The following is a 15,439-nucleotide window of genomic DNA, read 5'->3' on the forward strand; positions in this document are numbered from 1 at the left end:
TTCCGTAGCAAAACCCTACGCTTCAGTGACCCAGGACACAATTGGCTCGGTTGGCCGTCGCTGCATCGGCCTCTTCCGTCAGTGGCTCACCGGAGCCACCGAGAGGTCGGTCGGGTTCTCGGGGTCAAAAGTTCCGTATCTACCGAGAAGTTCTCGCTCTTGGCCGCTGAGTATGCGTGGGGCGAGGTTCTCAGGATCCACGCCAACCAAGATGTTCAGTCCGTCGAAGACCACTGCGTCCTCCTGGATCCCGCGGAACGTCACGGTGTAGGAGGTGCTGCCCACGTGACCGATGCCGAGTTCGATCACGAGTTCAGGCCCGTAATGGACCGGGCGCCGGTAATTGATCTCGGTGCGGACGACGACGGTGGGGTTGACGTCGCGGTCCCATCCGTTGAGGGATCGCAGCCACATGACGCGGGCTTCCTCGATAAGGGTCAGCACGCGCGCATTATTCACGTGCCCCATGAGGTCTTGATCGGACCAACGGATTTCGAGAGGTCGGGCGAAAGCGGGGTATTCGGTCATCGGGGGTCCTTCCGGTTTATTGCCTCATCGATACTAGCCAGTCTGGGTGCGCAAACTCCTTGCGGCGTCATCGTCCTCGGTATGGTGGATTATTCGACAAGCTCGTCCAGCGCGCATCCGCGAGCGAACCTGTAGAAATAATCATGAGGGAACGCGGGTTATGCCCGGTAACGAAAGGAGAACACCATGGGTCTGAAAATCGTCGTCGGTGGCGACAACGCAGGATTCAACTACAAAGAGGCTCTCAAAGCCGATCTCGAGGCCGACGAGCGGGTCGACGAAGTGATCGACGTCGGTGTGACCGGCACGGAAGACGAGACGTACTACCCCAACGTGGCCACCGCGGCCGGGGAGAAGATTGTTGCGGGCGAGGCGGATCGGGCCTTGCTCATTTGCGGAACCGGCCTCGGCGTCGCAATTTCCGCCAATAAGGTCAAGGGGATCCGTGCCGTCACGGCCCACGACATCTACTCGGTTCAGAGGTCCGTGCTGTCCAATAACGCTCAGGTTCTGTGCATGGGGGAGCGCGTCGTCGGGCTCGAGCTGGCTCGCACCCTCGTCAAAGAATGGTTGGGGTTGGAATTCGACCCGAATTCCTCCTCGGCGGCAAAAGTCGACGCGATCTGTGCCTACGAGGGCGACTAGATCCCTCTGGGGCGGGTTGGAAAATACTCGCACAAGAAGGACTCCTGTGTTGCACGACACATAGAAGTGTATGGTGACTAGTGAATACGCCATATCTCTCAGGGGAGTTGGACATGAATCAGTCAGAGTATCAAAGAGGCCATAAACAACTCGTACTTGTCCTGTTGCTGGCCACGAGTGCGGCAGCGGCAGTGATCATTATCGGCTCGACGGTTCTGGTCCCGAAATTTTCTTTCTTCGCCCCATGGGTCGCCGGAATATGGGCGGTCATAGTGATCTGGACCCTGATTCTCGAGCGAGGCACACTGTTCCACCGTGATCAACACCGTACTTCGGAACAGTAACGCCCCAGCCGGCGTGCAGTCGTCAGGAACAACTGCAACGGGCCCCTGGCCAACGCCAGGGGCCCGTTGCCGCACTTAGCGCTTATTCGGCCGGTTCCGTCGGGCAATCGCTCCGTTCAGGACCGTGGCAAAACCTGACCACGCCGCATAAGGGGCCAGGAGGACGCCCCGTTCGGGAGACGAGCGGTGTGCGCGCCGCACCATGTCGATCGAGCTTGCCGTGAGGGCGGCAGCCCACACGGTCGAGAGCGCGGGCTTCTTGCTCCGAAAGAACATTCCGGGCCAGCCGGCATTGAGCGCAAGATTTACACCCAACGCCGCCGCATGCCGCCGGGCCCCGCGCCGATCGTCGTTCTCCAGGAGGTCCGCAATGGCCAACGCGCTGATTGCCGCAATATCCACGTACAAGGCGCTCCAGGCCCAAGGGAAAAGCGCAGCCGGCGGCTGCCACGAAGGCAACTCCAGACTCTGGTACCAAGAATTCTTCGGGTCGGTGAGGGTCGAGCCGAGGACGGCGCACGCGCCGACTGCCAGGGAAACCCCCGTGAAAACCTTGGTCCACCGGCGAGTTCGGGGACGGTCGAGAGCATCATGAACTGCCTCTTCGAAAGACTGGTTCCCTCCGGGCGGCCTGCCGACCATCGCCTCGAGGTCGCGCTCCTCCAGGACCGTGTCGTGCAGAAGGCTCGAGATCAACGGACTGATCAAAGACCGATCGACCGGCGTGACCAAGGAGATCCAATACGAGGCGAGCTGGGGAGTGGTTACGGGGGCGGTGATCACGACACGCGGGATCTTGCCCCAGGTTCTGGCGTAGCGCTTCATCATGTCGATATACGGCAAAGTGTCCGGTCCGCCTATGTCAAAGGTCCGGTTCACGTCTTCGGGCAGATCGGCAGCGCTTGCCAAATAGAACACCGCATCCCTGACGGAGATCGGGGTGATCTCGTGCTGAATCCATGATGGACCTATTGCCCCGGGCAGACGTTCCGACAGATGACGAAGCATCTGGAATGACGAGGACTGCGCGCCCAGAACGACTCCTGCTTGCAAAGCCGCCGTCGGTACACCCGAATCTATGAGAACCTCGCCCACTGCCACGCGAGAAGCCAAATGCTCCGAGAGCTCCTTGTCATCGGGATGCAGGCCTCCGAGGAAGACGAGCCGTCGGATGCCCGCCGCGCGGGCCGCGGCACCGAAGGTCTCGGCCATCTGCTTCTCATCACGCATGAAGTCATCGCCGGAGGACATCGAATGCAGGAGGTACCAGGCCGTGTGCGCACCGGAGAGAGCGCGTTTCACGTCTTCGGCCGCAGATGCATCGCCCTCCACGACTTCCACCTGCCCCGCCCGGGCGCTCGTGCCCTCAGGCACAATCCGTTCGCCCCAAGGCATGGACAACGCTTTGTCCCGGCTTCGGGAAAGAGTCCTAACTGCCCATCCCCGGTCCAGTAGCTCTGTCACGACATTGCTTCCGACATATCCCGTCGCGCCCGTGACCAGACCGAGTCGGGTCCCATGCTGTTCGACAGTCATATGCTCTCCTTTCGTGGTTCACCCTGAGTCTAAACTGTTTCTCCTAGCCAGCCGTGGAATACTGAGGTATATGCCCACTGCATCCGTATCGGTGATTCCACGAGCGCTCGTCGTCCTGGTTCCTGCCCTTGTGGGCGCTGGTGGACTCCTGACTGCGTCCACTGCGGGCAAAGGATCGGTGCTCTTCTACGTCGCAACCTTCTTCACCGCGGCGGTTTACGTTCTGGCTTGGTGCTTCGAAGGACGCAGCCGAGAGAGTTTCTCCCGAACCGCCTCGGGCCGAGACATTGCCCGAGGCGCAGCCCTAGGTCTCATTTTCTTGGCAATCTTTGCCCTCGGAGCACTGATGATCCGGCCATTCCCGGTTTTGGCCGATCCAGTCATTTCCCTCCTCGAGAACGTTCGGCAAGGTGCGTTATGGCTGACGGTCCTGACAACGGCCGTCAACGGTGTTGCAGAAGAGCTTTTTTTCAGGGATGTGGTCCCGCGCAATATCACGGGGCGCCCGAGCCTCGTCGCCGTCTGCTCCGTCGGTCTCTACACCGCGGTGACGATCGCGATGGGCGTGCCCCTCCTGGTATTCGCCGCGGTGATTATCGGCGGGGCGACGTACTTCGAGGCCCGCTCGACGCGTCGCTTGTTCTCGCCCATAGCCCTGCACCTGGTCTGGAGCCTGGGCATGCTGGTCGTCCTGCCTCCGCTCATGGCCTAGTGAGCAATGTTCCTCGACATCCAATCAACCTCGGGGCGGCGGCCGCGCCGTTGTACGGAAGGAATTGACCATGGGTAATCTCAGCAGATATTCAGCGACTTGCCACGCCGTGTCGACGGGGGTGATCGGACGCTATTCGACGTCCTTCGGCAACGCCACGCGCCTTCTTAGGGAACCCGTGAAATCCCGGGTTCGGGATCTTTACGCCGTAGTTCGGCTGGCCGATGAGATCGTCGACGGGCCTGCGGCAGAAGCGGGCCTGAGCATCGAGCAAATATCCGAGGAACTCAATCGTTTCGAAGCCGACATCATGCAGGCCATCGAGACCGGTTTCTCCTCCAACCCCGTGGTGCAGGCCTTCAGTGACACCGTCCGCACGTGCGCGATCCAGGAGAAACACATCCGTGCATTCTTCAGATCCATGCGCGCCGATACGGACACGAGCTCCTACACTGGCCGGGAGCTCGACGAATACATTTATGGTTCGGCCGAGGTCATCGGGCTCATGTGCCTGGATATTTTCTTGGCCGAGCGATCCAAGCAAGCTCCGGACCATCAGGTCCTTGTCGACGGTGCCCGGCATCTCGGGTCGGCCTTCCAGAAAATCAATTTCCTGAGGGACCTCGCGGAGGATCAGGAACAGCTCGGGCGTGACTACCTGGGTCTGGAAACCGAAGGAGACAAAGCCGAAGCCCTCGCCGATATCCGGCGGGATCTCAGCATTGCCCGAAGGTCTCTCCCGGCTCTTCCCGCATCGTCCCGGACTGGCGTGACGGCGGCCTACTTGCTCTTCGGCGAACTCGTCCGTCGGCTCGATAGGACTCCCCTTGCGCTGTTGCGGCATCGACGTGTGCGAGTTCCCGACGCCGTGAAGGCCAGGATCCTGGCCCAAGCGGTCGTGGACGCCCGCACCGCGAGGTTCAGATCGTCCCGACCCGGTCCGGTGGACGGGACCTCCCCCGTGAAGGAAAAACGATGACGGGTCCCCAGAGAGGTCAAGAGGACCCCAGTATGTCGGCTCGGGCCGTGGTCATCGGTGCCGGTGTCGCGGGACTGGCGACGGCGATCCTGCTCTCACGCGAGGGCTACACCGTTACTGTCCTGGAGAAGAACCTCGAGGTCGGCGGCCGCGCCGGAACGTTGGCTGAGGGCGAATTTCGATGGGACCGTGGGCCTTCCTGGTACCTGATGCCGGATGCTTTCGAACATTTCTACCGGCTCATCGGCACCACGGCTGAACGTGAGTTGAACCTGGTCCCTCTCAACGATCCCGCGTACCGAGTGTACTCGGGTGACCACGAGCCGTTGGACGTGGTCTCGGGGGAGGACGCCGCCGCCGAGCTGTTCGAACGCATCGAACCGGGGGCCGGCGAGAAGCTCCGTCGCTACCTCGCCGAGGGGGCGGAGACGTATCGTCTCGCGGTAGCGAACTTCCTCTACACCACTTTTTCCTCCCCTCGATCCGTGCTGACTCCGGAGATTCTCCGGAAGATTCCTCGCCTGATCAAGCTGCTCCTCGGTTCGATGGAAGGCGCCGTCTCGCGGAGGTTCGAAGATTCCCGGCTTCGCCAGATCCTGAACTATCCTGCGGTCTTCCTCTCGAACCAGCCTCGGAAGACGCCCGCGATGTACGGGCTCATGAGCCATACCGACCTCGTCCAGGGAGTGCTGTATCCGCAGGGCGGCTTTGGCACGTTCGTCGAATCCTTGGTGCGGTTGGCCGAAGAAGCCGGTGTGGAGATTCGCACCGGCTCCGAAGCTCTGGCCATCGACACGGCGCCATTAGGTCGGTCATGGGGCGCCAAGAGCCAGGTCTGCGGTATCCGTTACCGGGGCCCGGACGGCTCCCCGGAGACGGCTGTGGCGGACGCGGTGGTCTCCGCCGCAGATCTGCACCATACCGAGACTGCCTTGTTGCCTCGGGGACTGCGCTCTTATCCCGAAGCTGTCTGGAAGCTCAGGAACCCGGGCATCGGATGCGTTCTGGCTTATCTCGGGGTCGACGGCGAATTGCCCGAACTGGCCCACCACACTCTGGTCTTCAGTCAGGACTGGGACCCGGATTTCCGCGCGATCTTTCGACGTGGAAAAGGCCGGGGGGACGGCTCGGATGCGCCCGACGGTCGGTACTCGGAGTCGATCTACGTGTGTCGTCCGTCGGCCACCGATCCATCGGTCGCGCCGGAGGGTAAGGAGAACCTCTTCGTTCTCATTCCGGTTCCGGCTATCGCGGCCGGCATCGCTTCCGGGGATGAATCCCTGGAAACGATCGTCGACGCGGTGATCGACATGATCGGACGAAGAGCAGGGATCCCCGACCTCGCCGGCAGGATCGTCGTCCGCCACACCACCGGTCCCGGCGACTTCGAACACGAATACAATGCGTGGCGGGGCAACGCACTGGGACTGGCTCACACCCTGGGACAATCTGCTTTCCTGCGCGGATCGAATGCTTCCCGCAAAGTCAAGGGCCTCTACTATGCCGGGTCGACGACGGCCCCGGGCGTGGGATTGCCCATGTGTTTGATCTCCGCAGAGAACGTGATCAAAAGACTGCGCCACGACACCACACCGGGACCGTTGCCCGAAGACCCCGATGATTCCGGACCCAATCTACGGCCGGGTCCGGGCTAGAGATCCCGCCGCGCCGCGGGCGAGGGAACAGCCTCGAGGAAGACCGGAGAACGGAACCGGGATCTCTCGAACGCCTCGGCAACCGACGAGGCCACGGCCTCGACGTCTTCGTTTCGGACCAATGCGATCGCTGAGCCGCCGAAACCGCCACCCGTCATCCGGGCGCCCAACGCGCCCGCGGTCCGGGCGGCGTCGACCGCGAGGTCCAGTTCGGCGCAACTGACGCGATAGTCGTCCCGCAAAGAGTCGTGGGAACCATTCAGGATATCGCCCAGCGACACCCATGCCTCGTCCCCGGCCTGGGGGGCGGCGCCGTCGAAGAGCCTGATGCACTGGTCCACGCGGAGAACTTCGGTCCAGATGTGTCTGACCAGGCCCCGCATCGACGAGGCATCGTGCCCTTCAGGGAAGCTGATCGAACCCTCCGCGGCCATCGCATCCCATTCCTTCAGGCGACGATCGACCTCTTCCGGGTTTGGGTGTTCGCCGAGCGCATCGCGAAGCGTCGGAACGTCGAGAGCTTCGGCCGCGGCCTCGCAGCCTATTCTCCGTTTGGCATACTGGCCATCGACCAGACGGTGCGGCGCCTGAGTGTCGATCACCAACAGTGAGAGTCCGGCTTGAGCCACATCGACCTTCAGGGGGCTCGACGAAAAGTCCCTGCAATCAATGGTCAGGACGGAGCCTTGACGGGCTCGAAGGGAAATGGACTGGTCCATGCCGCCCGTGCTGGCACCCGCGATCTCGTTCTCAGCGCGAATACAGGCCGTGGCGAGCCGAGCCCTGCCCTCCTCCGAATCCGCGAGCAAGGTCCTGGATTCATCGGCCTCGGAGGCCAACGCGTCAAAGGCCAAGGCCACCGAGCATTCTAGCGCGGCCGACGAGGACAACCCCGCACCCACGGGCACGGAGGACCGGATCGCGAGGTCCGCACCCGTCATCTCCTTGCCGTCAGCGCCCCCGCCGAGAGATTCCTCGATCATGGCCCAGGGGACCCCGACCACGTAGGCCAGCCAACTGTTCAACCGTCCGGGGCCGACCTCGTCGAGACCGATGACCAAAGAGCCACCGGGCTCCTCCGCCGAAACGGCTCGGATCACGCGGTCCTGACGGGGGGACGCGGCAACATAAGTGCGGTGCGGGAGCGCGAGCGGAACCACCGTTCCCCCGTTGTAATCCACGTGCTCTCCGATCAGGTTGACCCTTCCGGGAGCCGAGAAGACAGCCCACGGTTGAGCCTCGTAAGCCTTGGCGAAGAGAGTGCGGACGCCCTCGATCTGTTCCTGGGGGTCCGGAGCTGAATTCCATGCGAGCGTGTTCACTGGGCAACTTCCTGGAATCGGCGGGCAATGCGTTCGGGGGTTGTGTCACTGATCCATGCGGCCATCGCGGACTCCGAGCCGGCCAGGTATTTCAATTTGCCGGGAGACCTGAGCAACGAGAACACATGCAGCCACATGCGGGAAATGTCATCCCCGCCGGCCACGGGAACCTGATGCCAGGCCGAAATATACGGAAGCTGGTCGACGCCTTCGAAGAAGCGGTTCAGTCGACCCAGGAGGTCCAAATACAGGTCCGCGAGCTCGTCTTTCTCCTGTCCGGTCAATTCCGTGAAGTCCTTCGCGGTGCGACGGGGAACCACCATGAATTCGACAGGCCATTTGGCTGCGAAGGGAACATAAGCAACCCAATGCTCTGTCTCCGAGATGATCCGGGCCTTCTCCTCGAGCTCCGCGGCCAATACGTCGCCGATCAGATCCCCGCCCGTGGACTGACGCCATTCGTGGGCCTGCCTCTGAACGGCCGCGGTATGCGGAGGCAAATACGAATAGGCATAGATCTGACCGTGCGGGTGGTGCAGCGTCACCCCGATCTCTTCGCCCCTGTTCTCGAACGGAACCACCTGAACCACGCCCTCGATCGCGGACAGCTCGCGCGTGCGGTGCGCCCAGGCTTCGATGACCGTGCGAGCGCGTTGGTGGCCCAGCTCAGCGAAGGAGCCTTCCTGATGGGAAGTGAAGCAGACGACTTCACACCGTCCCGCGGGGGAGGCCTCCTGGAACAAGGGTTCGTCTCGATACTGCTCGAAGGGGCCCTGCAGCGAAGGGAATCGATTCTCGAACACGACGACGTCGTACTCCGGCTCCGGGACCTCGGACGGAACGGTACCTTGTCCGGCGGGCGCGAGAGGATCCTCGTCCGCCGGTGGCAGGAACGTGCGGTTCATGCGGTGGGCGGCCAGCGCAACATGTTCGCCGGTGAGGGGGTCTACGCGGATGCTTGCCGATTCGCGCGGAGGAACCTGGCGAGGCTCGAGGGGACGCGGATCGTGAATTGATCGAATTCTGGTCCCTGAAATATAGGGTTCCGAGTCATCGAAGAAGATGATCTCCCGACCGTCGGCGAGTTCCCCTCGTGTGACGCGGGGTAGGGCGTTCTTCATCATGATGCAATGACCACCTTGTCAATTTTTTCTTCCAAGAATTCCAGGGCGTCCTCTGGCAGGCCGGGGCTGGTTACCACGACGTCGACCTCAGACCAGTCGGCGAATCCCGCGAGGCCGGTGATGCCCCACTTGGTGTGGTCGAATACCGCGACGACGGTGCGAGCCGAATGGACCAGCACCTTGTTGGTGCGGGCCTCCGCAAGGTTCGGAGTCGTCAGCCCGGAGCGCCCGACGCCATGTGCTCCGATGAAGAGGGTGTCCACGTGCAGATACCCCAACGTCGCGTCGGCCAGCGGTCCCACGAGCGCGTCCGAGGGTGTACGTTCTCCACCCGTCAGAAGCACTTGCTGCGGGCTCGAATGTTTTCTGTCGGCCGTCTCCTGGACGTCCTGGGCCCTGAAGAATTCATCGGCTACCGGCAACGAGTTGGTCACCACCGTCAGATTCGCGAGGTGATGCCTTCCCGTGATCGCTTGGGCAAGCCGTGTGCAGGTTGTTCCGGCCGAGAACCCAATGGATTGATTCGTGCCGACCATGTCGGCCGCCGTTCGGGCGATCGCGGATTTGGCCTCGGCGTTCAGAGTCATCTTCTCCGCATACGCGGGTTCGAGAGTTGAGGCCGTGGATTCGGCCCCGCCGTGAATTCTGGTCAGGAATCCTTGGTCGTCCAGTTCAGCGAGGTCCCTCCGGACCGTCATAGGGGATACATCCAGCAGTTTGGCGAGGTCCTGTACGTGAACTGCGCCGTTTTTCTGGACCTCTTGGACTATGCGCTTCTTGCGTTGTTCGGCGAGCATCGTCACCTTTCCGCTGACACGACGGGACTGTGGACCAGCAACAGTATGGCACAAAACGAACAAAAAGGAACATAGCTATTTGGGTGGGTTATTGGGGATTCTGTGGGTGGATAGTTGACAGCATCACACTCCCGTGTAGGCTAAGCTCCAGAAATCAACATTTCTGAACAGCAGTGCACATTTTTGTGCACTCCCGAGCACTCCAGGAGGCAAGCGATGATGCTTGCAGACGCCACTTCCGGCATCCGGTTGTCCCTCTCATGGGTCGATTACCTGATGCTTTTCCTCTACTTCGCGACGGTCCTCGGTATCGGTATCGCGGCCAAGCGCAAGGTCAAGACCAGTATGGACTTCTTCCTTTCGGGAAGATCGATGCCAGCCTGGATCACCGGCCTCGCCTTCGTTTCCGCGAACCTCGGAGCTACCGAGATTTTGGGTATGGCGGCCAACGGCGCGGAGATCGGCATGGCCACGTTGCACTACTACATCGTGGGCGCCGTGCCGGCGATGGTTTTCCTCGGCCTGGTCATGATGCCGTTCTACTACGGCTCCAAGGTTCGGTCGGTTCCGCAGTTCATGCTGAGGCGCTTCGGGAAGCCCGCGCATGTGGTCAATTCCATTGCTTTTGCGATATCCAACGTCCTGATCGCCGGAATCAACCTCTATGCGATGGCGATCATCATCGAAGCGATGCTGGGCTGGCCCCAGTGGGTCGCGATCATCATCTCCGCCGGTTTCGTTCTCCTGTACATCACCCTCGGCGGCTTGTCCGGGGCGATCTACAACGAGGTCATGCAGTTCTTCGTGATCATCGCGGGCTTGGTCCCGCTGACCATCGTCGGGCTGCACCGGGTGCACGGTTGGTCCGGTTTGAAAGAAGCTCTCATGAACACCGAGGGTGTGAGCCGCCTTCACTTGTCTGCATGGCAGGGAACCGGAATCGGCGACGTCACCAACCCCATCGGGGCCAACTGGCTCGCCATCGTCCTCGGGCTCGGATTTGTTCTCGGTTTCGGGTACTGGACAACCAACTTCACCGAAGTTCAGCGAGCATTTTCGGCCAAGAACATGTCAGCAGCGCGGCGTACGCCGCTGATCGGTGCATTCCCGAAGCTCTTCATCCCGTTCATCGTGGTGGTTCCCGGGCTGATTGCCGCGGCAACGGTGGGCAACCAGTTCGCTGACGGAAGCCTGACGTACAACGAGGCGATCCCCAAACTGATTCAGATGTACCTGCCCTCGGGCGTTCTCGGTGTGGCCGTTACGGGGCTCATGGCCTCGTTCATGGCTGGTATGGCGGCCAACGTGTCCAGCTTCAATACCGTGTTCACGTATGACATCTGGCAGGAATACATCAAGCCGAAGATGCCCGACCACTACTACCTCTCCGTCGGGCGTTGGGTTACGGTCATCGGCGTCATTGTCGGAATCGGAACCGCGTTCCTCGCCGCCCAGTTCGGGAACATCATGACCTACATGCAGACGTTGTTCTCGTTCTTCAACGCGCCGCTGTTCGCGGTCTTCATCCTGGGGCTCTTGTGGAAGCGGATGTCGCCGGCGGCCGGCCTGTGGGGTTACCTTGCGGGGATCGTTGCGCCGACGATTGTTTGGATCGCGTATCTGAATGACGAGTCCCTCTTCGGGTCGGCGACGGCGGAGACTATGTACGGAGCGATCTACTCCTTCGTAGCCGTTATCGTCGTCTCGGTGATCGTCACATTCTTCACTCGAGCCAAGCCCACCGAGGAACTCAAGGGGCTCGTCTACGGTGTCGGAACCATTGACGTGAAATCCGATGTCGTCGCCGGCGATGCCGCGTGGTACCGATCGCCCGCCCTGTTGGGCACCGTAGCCTTGGTCCTATGCGTCCTGCTCTATCTGCCCTTCCTGTAAGAATTCGCACTGACGAGGAGAATCAAAATGAATGAGAACTCAGAGGAGACTCCGGGCCTCGTGCAGCTGAGCGAGGCGGAGAAGAAGAATCTGATCCGCTCAACCCGTCGCACGGACCTTCGTCGCATCATCGGTGGGTTGTTCCTGATCTACGGCATCCTGGTGACGATCATGGGGATCGCGGACCCGGTTGCCGATGCGGCCAAGACAGGCGGTATCCATATCAATTTGTGGACCGGTATCTCGATGCTTGTAGTTTCGGGCCTGTTCTTCCTGTGGGACCGGCTCGCCCCGGTGCCCGCAGAAGACATCGTGGCCAGCGCCGAATACGTGGAGGTCAAAAAGGCGGAAGGCGAAGGGAAGCTGGGCTAGTGTCCGGGCCGCAAGGAAAGCGTTGCGCGATCTCCGCCGGGGGCTACTCGGCGGAGATCGCCGTGGTCGGGGCGAGTCTTGCCTCGTTGCAGGGTCCGGGGGGACACCTGGTCAGATCGACGCCGCCCGAGGGTCTGCGTCCGGGGTGCAGCGGGGCGATCCTGGCTCCGTGGCCCAATCGCATTCAAGACGGACGCTACGAATTCGCTGGCACGCCCCACCAACTGCCTCTGACCGAACCCGAGCGCAATAATGCTGCTCACGGACTTGTCCTCTGGGAACGGTGGGAGGTCCTGTCCCATACCGCGGCCGAGGTGATTTTGGGATTGGATCTGGTTCCCCAACCCGGCTATCCCTTCGAATTGAGACTCAAAGCGGTCTACTCTCTGACGTCCGACGGGCTCGAATGGCGGGTATCTGCGACCAACGTCAGTGACCAGCCCGTCCCGTACGCGGTCGCAGGCCACCCGTATCTCGTCGCCGATGGTTCGGGCACCCAGCAATCCGGTGCGCTGAATGACTGGAACCTGAAAGTTCCCGCATCGGTATATATCGATGCCGACATGGACAGGTTGCTGCCCCTCGGAACGTACCCGGTGGACAATACCCACTTTGATTTCCGGTCGGGCCGGCGCCTGGACGATTTCTCCTATGACGTCGCCCTCGGCGGGCTCGGGCGCGACGCGGACAGACGGACGGTCTGCGAACTCACGGCGCCGAATGGCGACGGCGTGGTTCTGGAATGCGGGCCCGAGGTCAACTGGATTCAGGTGTACACCGACGATCAGGTCGCGGGGGAGCCGGGGCGGCGGGCTGTCGCGGTCGAGCCCATGACGGCGCCGGCCAACGCTTTTCGCTCGGGCCAAGACCTGACGGTCATCGAGCCGGGGCAGACGCACAGCGCATGGTGGCGTCTTGCCGCATTATCCGAAGGGTGACCCCGTCTTTTACCGTTCTCGTTGCTCTCTGCGGGTACCTTGGTGAGTGAATGGGGTTACCCCGTGGTGTTTGTTGCGATGCGGGGGACTCCCGACGTCCATTCTCGCCCCGAGATCGTGAGAGATCGAAAAACAGGCTTCTGACTAGTAGCGATTTGGTACGGTGTTGTTATGTTTGACGCCAGCCGGTCCGAGGGAGAGCTTGTCGCGTCGTCGTCATGCGAAGAACTTGACGGACGCGCCTGATGGCCGAGTGGACTTACGTCATCGTCCTGGTGTTGTGCCTCGCGCTCACGTTTCCCTTGGAATTCGTTTTCCGACTCAAGGTCTATCGGAGTCCACTTCGGTTGATCCTGTCGCTGCTTCCGGTCGTCATCATCTTTTCCATCTGGGACGCCGTGGCAGTCGCCCGGGGGTATTGGACGTATGACCCTGTGCAGACATTGGGGATCGACCTCTTGGGTGCCCTGCCGTTTGAGGAAGTTGCCTTCTTCGTTGCCATTCCCATTTGTGCGATTCTCACCTTCGAAGCGATCGGCAGAGTCCTTGAACTCATCCGCCGGCTGATAGCTCGCCGGAAAGGTGGTGGCGGCCGTGCTTGAATACACCGTCGGAACCGTGCTGACGATGTTGGTCGTCATCGCTCTTGAGCTGTTCTGGCTCAAAACGGGCATCTTCGGAACCGTGAAGTATTGGCTCTCGATCATCGTGATGGTTTCTTTCCAGATCCCCATGGACGGTTTCCTGACCCGTCTGTCGAATCCGATCGTGCGCTATGCGCCGGACGAATTCTTGGGAATTCGCTGGCCGTTAGACATTCCGATCGAGGATTTCGGTTTCGGATTCGCCGTCATCACATTGACCCTGATGCTATGGACCTCTCGGAGCGGCCCATCTCGCTCGGCACGCCCAGGCTCACGAGAAGAGGAAGCGGCACATGACCCCCACCATTCGCGATAAGCACGCACAACGAATCGAGGCGACGCCCGGAGCCCTGAGGCCCGACGCCGAGCGGCATGTCCTGGTCATTGGCGGAGGGATTGCCGGCTTGTCGGCCGCGACCGGCTTGGCCGAAAGAGGCATCCACGTCACTGTGGCCGAGCCGCAGCCCCAGCTCGGCGGTCGCGTGAGATCGTGGACTGTCGAGGGGGCAGCGGGCACGGTCACCATGAGCCGGGGCTTCCACGCATTCTTCCGCCAGTACTACAACTTGCGTTCCCTTTTGGAACGGATACCGTCCAAGGGTCCAAGCCCGAGTACGAGTCCGTTGCGGGCCGTCCCCGACTACCCTCTGCGCTCTTCGGACGGACTGGCCGATTCCTTCGCGAAGATCCCCCGCACTCCTCCCTGGAGTTTCATCGGATTCGTGGTGCAGAGCCCGAGCTTCCGCGCCCGGGATCTGCTCGGGGTGGATCTGGACGCCGCTCTGTCGCTTCTGGACGTCGATTTCCCGGAAACCTACCGTCGGCACGACGGCCAGAGCGCCCAGGATTTCCTGGACCGCCTGGGCTTTCCGGAGCGAGCCCGTCACCTTGCCCTAGAAGTCTTTGCGCGCAGTTTCTTTGCCAAGCCCACGGAATTCGCGGCCGGGGAAATGCTGGCCATGTTCCACACCTATTTCCTGGGATCATCCGAAGGGCTGCTCTTCGACACGGCGTCCGACGACTTCGATACGGCACTCTGGTCGCCGCTTCGGGATTATTTGTCCGGATTGGGCGTTCAATGGCGCGGGACCAGCGTCGAATCCTTGGACATGAAGTCCGAGGGGGCGAGGGCTCTGATGGGCGACGGCACGAGCGAGGACTACGACGCCGTCGTGCTCGCGGCAGGACCTGCCGCGACGCGTCGCCTGGGCGCGGAGACCACGGGGATTAATGCCCCTCAATGGTCCGACCGGATGCGCAGTATTCGACAGGCGCCGGCCTTTGCCGTGTGGAGGTTATGGCTAGACCGGCCGGTCGGGTCGAATCGTCCCGCGTTCCTCGGAACGACCGGGTTCGGGCCGCTGGATAACGTGAGCGTCCTTGAACGCTTCGAGAAAGGAGCGGCGCGCTGGTCCGAAGAACACGGTGGCAGCGTCGTCGAGCTACACGCATATGCGCTTGACGAGCCCGTGGACGAGCAATCTCTTCAGCGCAGGCTCCGGGACGAGCTGTCACGGGTCTACCCGGAGACGCGCACCGCATCGATCATGGACGATGTGCTCCTCATCGAGAACGACTGCCCCTTGGTCGGCCTCGAGCCCTGGAACGACCGTCCAGAAGTTCGGACTCCGCACCCGTCCCTCGTGCTGGCGGGAGACACGATTCGGTGCGAATATCCCGTCGCTCTGATGGAACGGGCCGCGACCACGGGGTGGCAGGCGGCAAATGCCCTCCTGGAAGGTTGGGCGGTTCAGGGACATGAGCTATGGACCCCGCCGTTGGTTTCGCGGCACGCTTATCCCCGAACACTGAGGAAACTACTTGACTCCGGCCGACGGGCACGTCGTCTCGTGACCCGAGGCAGACCACGCCCATGGGGACGTGACTCTTAGCCGTGCGGCACACGATCCGTGACCCCACAACGGGGCCCGGACATACCCCTGAACCACG

General features: G+C 61.7%; 16 protein-coding genes. 11 read left to right on the forward strand and 5 right to left on the reverse strand.

Going from position 1 to position 15,439, the window contains the following annotated elements:
• Positions 1-78 precede the first annotated feature (78 nt).
• Positions 79-528, reverse strand: a complete 450-nt coding sequence (locus tag EWV35_RS00085; RefSeq protein WP_129657061.1) for an acyl-CoA thioesterase — start codon at positions 526-528, stop codon at positions 79-81.
• Between the two features lie 186 nt (positions 529-714).
• On the opposite strand from EWV35_RS00085, the gene EWV35_RS00090 reads away from it, so the two are divergent.
• Together EWV35_RS00090 and EWV35_RS00095 are read left to right on the forward strand one after the other, a co-directional pair.
• The gene (locus tag EWV35_RS00090) at positions 715-1,173 is read left to right on the forward strand and encodes a ribose-5-phosphate isomerase (RefSeq protein WP_129657063.1); all 459 of its coding nucleotides are present in this window, start codon (positions 715-717) and stop codon (positions 1,171-1,173) included.
• Positions 1,174-1,286: 113 nt separating this feature from the next.
• Positions 1,287-1,517: a hypothetical protein gene (locus EWV35_RS00095; RefSeq protein WP_129657065.1), complete on the forward strand. Its 231-nt coding sequence runs from the start codon at positions 1,287-1,289 to the stop codon at positions 1,515-1,517.
• Between the two features lie 75 nt (positions 1,518-1,592).
• On the opposite strand, the gene EWV35_RS00100 is transcribed toward EWV35_RS00095, so the two are convergent.
• Positions 1,593-3,053, reverse strand: coding sequence for a tryptophan-rich sensory protein (locus EWV35_RS00100; protein ID WP_129657067.1), 1,461 nt, complete (start codon positions 3,051-3,053; stop codon positions 1,593-1,595).
• A 70-nt stretch (positions 3,054-3,123) separates the two neighbouring features.
• Here EWV35_RS00100 and EWV35_RS00105 point away from each other — a divergent pair, with 70 nt between their 5' ends.
• The 3 genes from EWV35_RS00105 to crtI all read left to right on the forward strand — a co-directional run bounded on the left by EWV35_RS00105 (position 3,124) and on the right by crtI (position 6,399).
• Positions 3,124-3,765 carry a CPBP family glutamic-type intramembrane protease gene (locus EWV35_RS00105; protein WP_129657069.1) on the forward strand — a complete coding sequence of 214 codons (642 nt, stop codon included), beginning with the start codon at positions 3,124-3,126 and terminating at the stop codon, positions 3,763-3,765.
• Between the two features lie 70 nt (positions 3,766-3,835).
• Entirely contained in the window at positions 3,836-4,744 is a 909-nt protein-coding gene (locus tag EWV35_RS00110; protein WP_129657071.1) for a phytoene/squalene synthase family protein, read from the forward strand.
• A complete protein-coding gene (gene crtI / locus EWV35_RS00115) occupies positions 4,741-6,399 on the forward strand; it encodes a phytoene desaturase family protein (RefSeq protein ID WP_238653954.1) in 1,659 nt (552 codons plus the stop codon). The genes EWV35_RS00110 and crtI overlap by 4 nt, the downstream gene beginning before the upstream one ends.
• Here crtI and galK read toward each other — a convergent pair.
• The 3 genes from galK to EWV35_RS00130 are packed head-to-tail and all read right to left on the reverse strand — an operon-like array spanning position 6,396 to position 9,642.
• Complete coding sequence (gene galK / locus EWV35_RS00120; protein WP_238653956.1) at positions 6,396-7,721, reverse strand: galactokinase; 1,326 nt, start codon at positions 7,719-7,721, stop codon at positions 6,396-6,398. The two genes, crtI and galK, sit on opposite strands and share 4 nt — an antisense overlap.
• Positions 7,718-8,845, reverse strand: a complete 1,128-nt coding sequence (gene galT, locus EWV35_RS00125; protein WP_202976008.1) for a galactose-1-phosphate uridylyltransferase — start codon at positions 8,843-8,845, stop codon at positions 7,718-7,720. The genes galK and galT overlap by 4 nt, the downstream gene beginning before the upstream one ends.
• On the reverse strand, positions 8,842-9,642 hold the full coding sequence (locus EWV35_RS00130; RefSeq protein ID WP_129657073.1) for a DeoR/GlpR family DNA-binding transcription regulator: 801 nt from the start codon (positions 9,640-9,642) through the stop codon (positions 8,842-8,844). Before EWV35_RS00130 ends, galT begins: the two co-directional genes overlap by 4 nt.
• A gap of 216 nt (positions 9,643-9,858) precedes the next feature.
• Between EWV35_RS00130 and EWV35_RS00135 the strand changes: the two genes are divergently transcribed.
• From EWV35_RS00135 to EWV35_RS00160, 6 genes are all read left to right on the forward strand, one after another.
• Positions 9,859-11,535, forward strand: a complete 1,677-nt coding sequence (locus tag EWV35_RS00135) for a sodium:solute symporter family protein (protein ID WP_129657075.1) — start codon at positions 9,859-9,861, stop codon at positions 11,533-11,535.
• Between the two features lie 27 nt (positions 11,536-11,562).
• On the forward strand, positions 11,563-11,907 hold the full coding sequence (locus EWV35_RS00140) for a hypothetical protein (RefSeq protein WP_129657077.1): 345 nt from the start codon (positions 11,563-11,565) through the stop codon (positions 11,905-11,907).
• On the forward strand, positions 11,907-12,845 hold the full coding sequence (locus EWV35_RS00145; RefSeq protein WP_165168239.1) for an aldose 1-epimerase family protein: 939 nt from the start codon (positions 11,907-11,909) through the stop codon (positions 12,843-12,845). Before EWV35_RS00140 ends, EWV35_RS00145 begins: the two co-directional genes overlap by 1 nt.
• A gap of 245 nt (positions 12,846-13,090) precedes the next feature.
• On the forward strand, positions 13,091-13,447 hold the full coding sequence (locus tag EWV35_RS00150; protein WP_165168242.1) for a lycopene cyclase domain-containing protein: 357 nt from the start codon (positions 13,091-13,093) through the stop codon (positions 13,445-13,447).
• Positions 13,440-13,805, forward strand: a complete 366-nt coding sequence (locus tag EWV35_RS00155) for a lycopene cyclase domain-containing protein (RefSeq protein WP_202976009.1) — start codon at positions 13,440-13,442, stop codon at positions 13,803-13,805. The genes EWV35_RS00150 and EWV35_RS00155 overlap by 8 nt, the downstream gene beginning before the upstream one ends.
• Entirely contained in the window at positions 13,783-15,381 is a 1,599-nt protein-coding gene (locus EWV35_RS00160; RefSeq protein ID WP_129657085.1) for an NAD(P)/FAD-dependent oxidoreductase, read from the forward strand. Before EWV35_RS00155 ends, EWV35_RS00160 begins: the two co-directional genes overlap by 23 nt.
• The last annotated feature ends 58 nt before the right edge of the window (positions 15,382-15,439 follow it).

It is taken from the genome of Rothia uropygialis (assembly GCF_004137765.1).
Taxonomy (GTDB): Bacteria; Actinomycetota; Actinomycetes; order Actinomycetales; family Micrococcaceae; genus Rothia.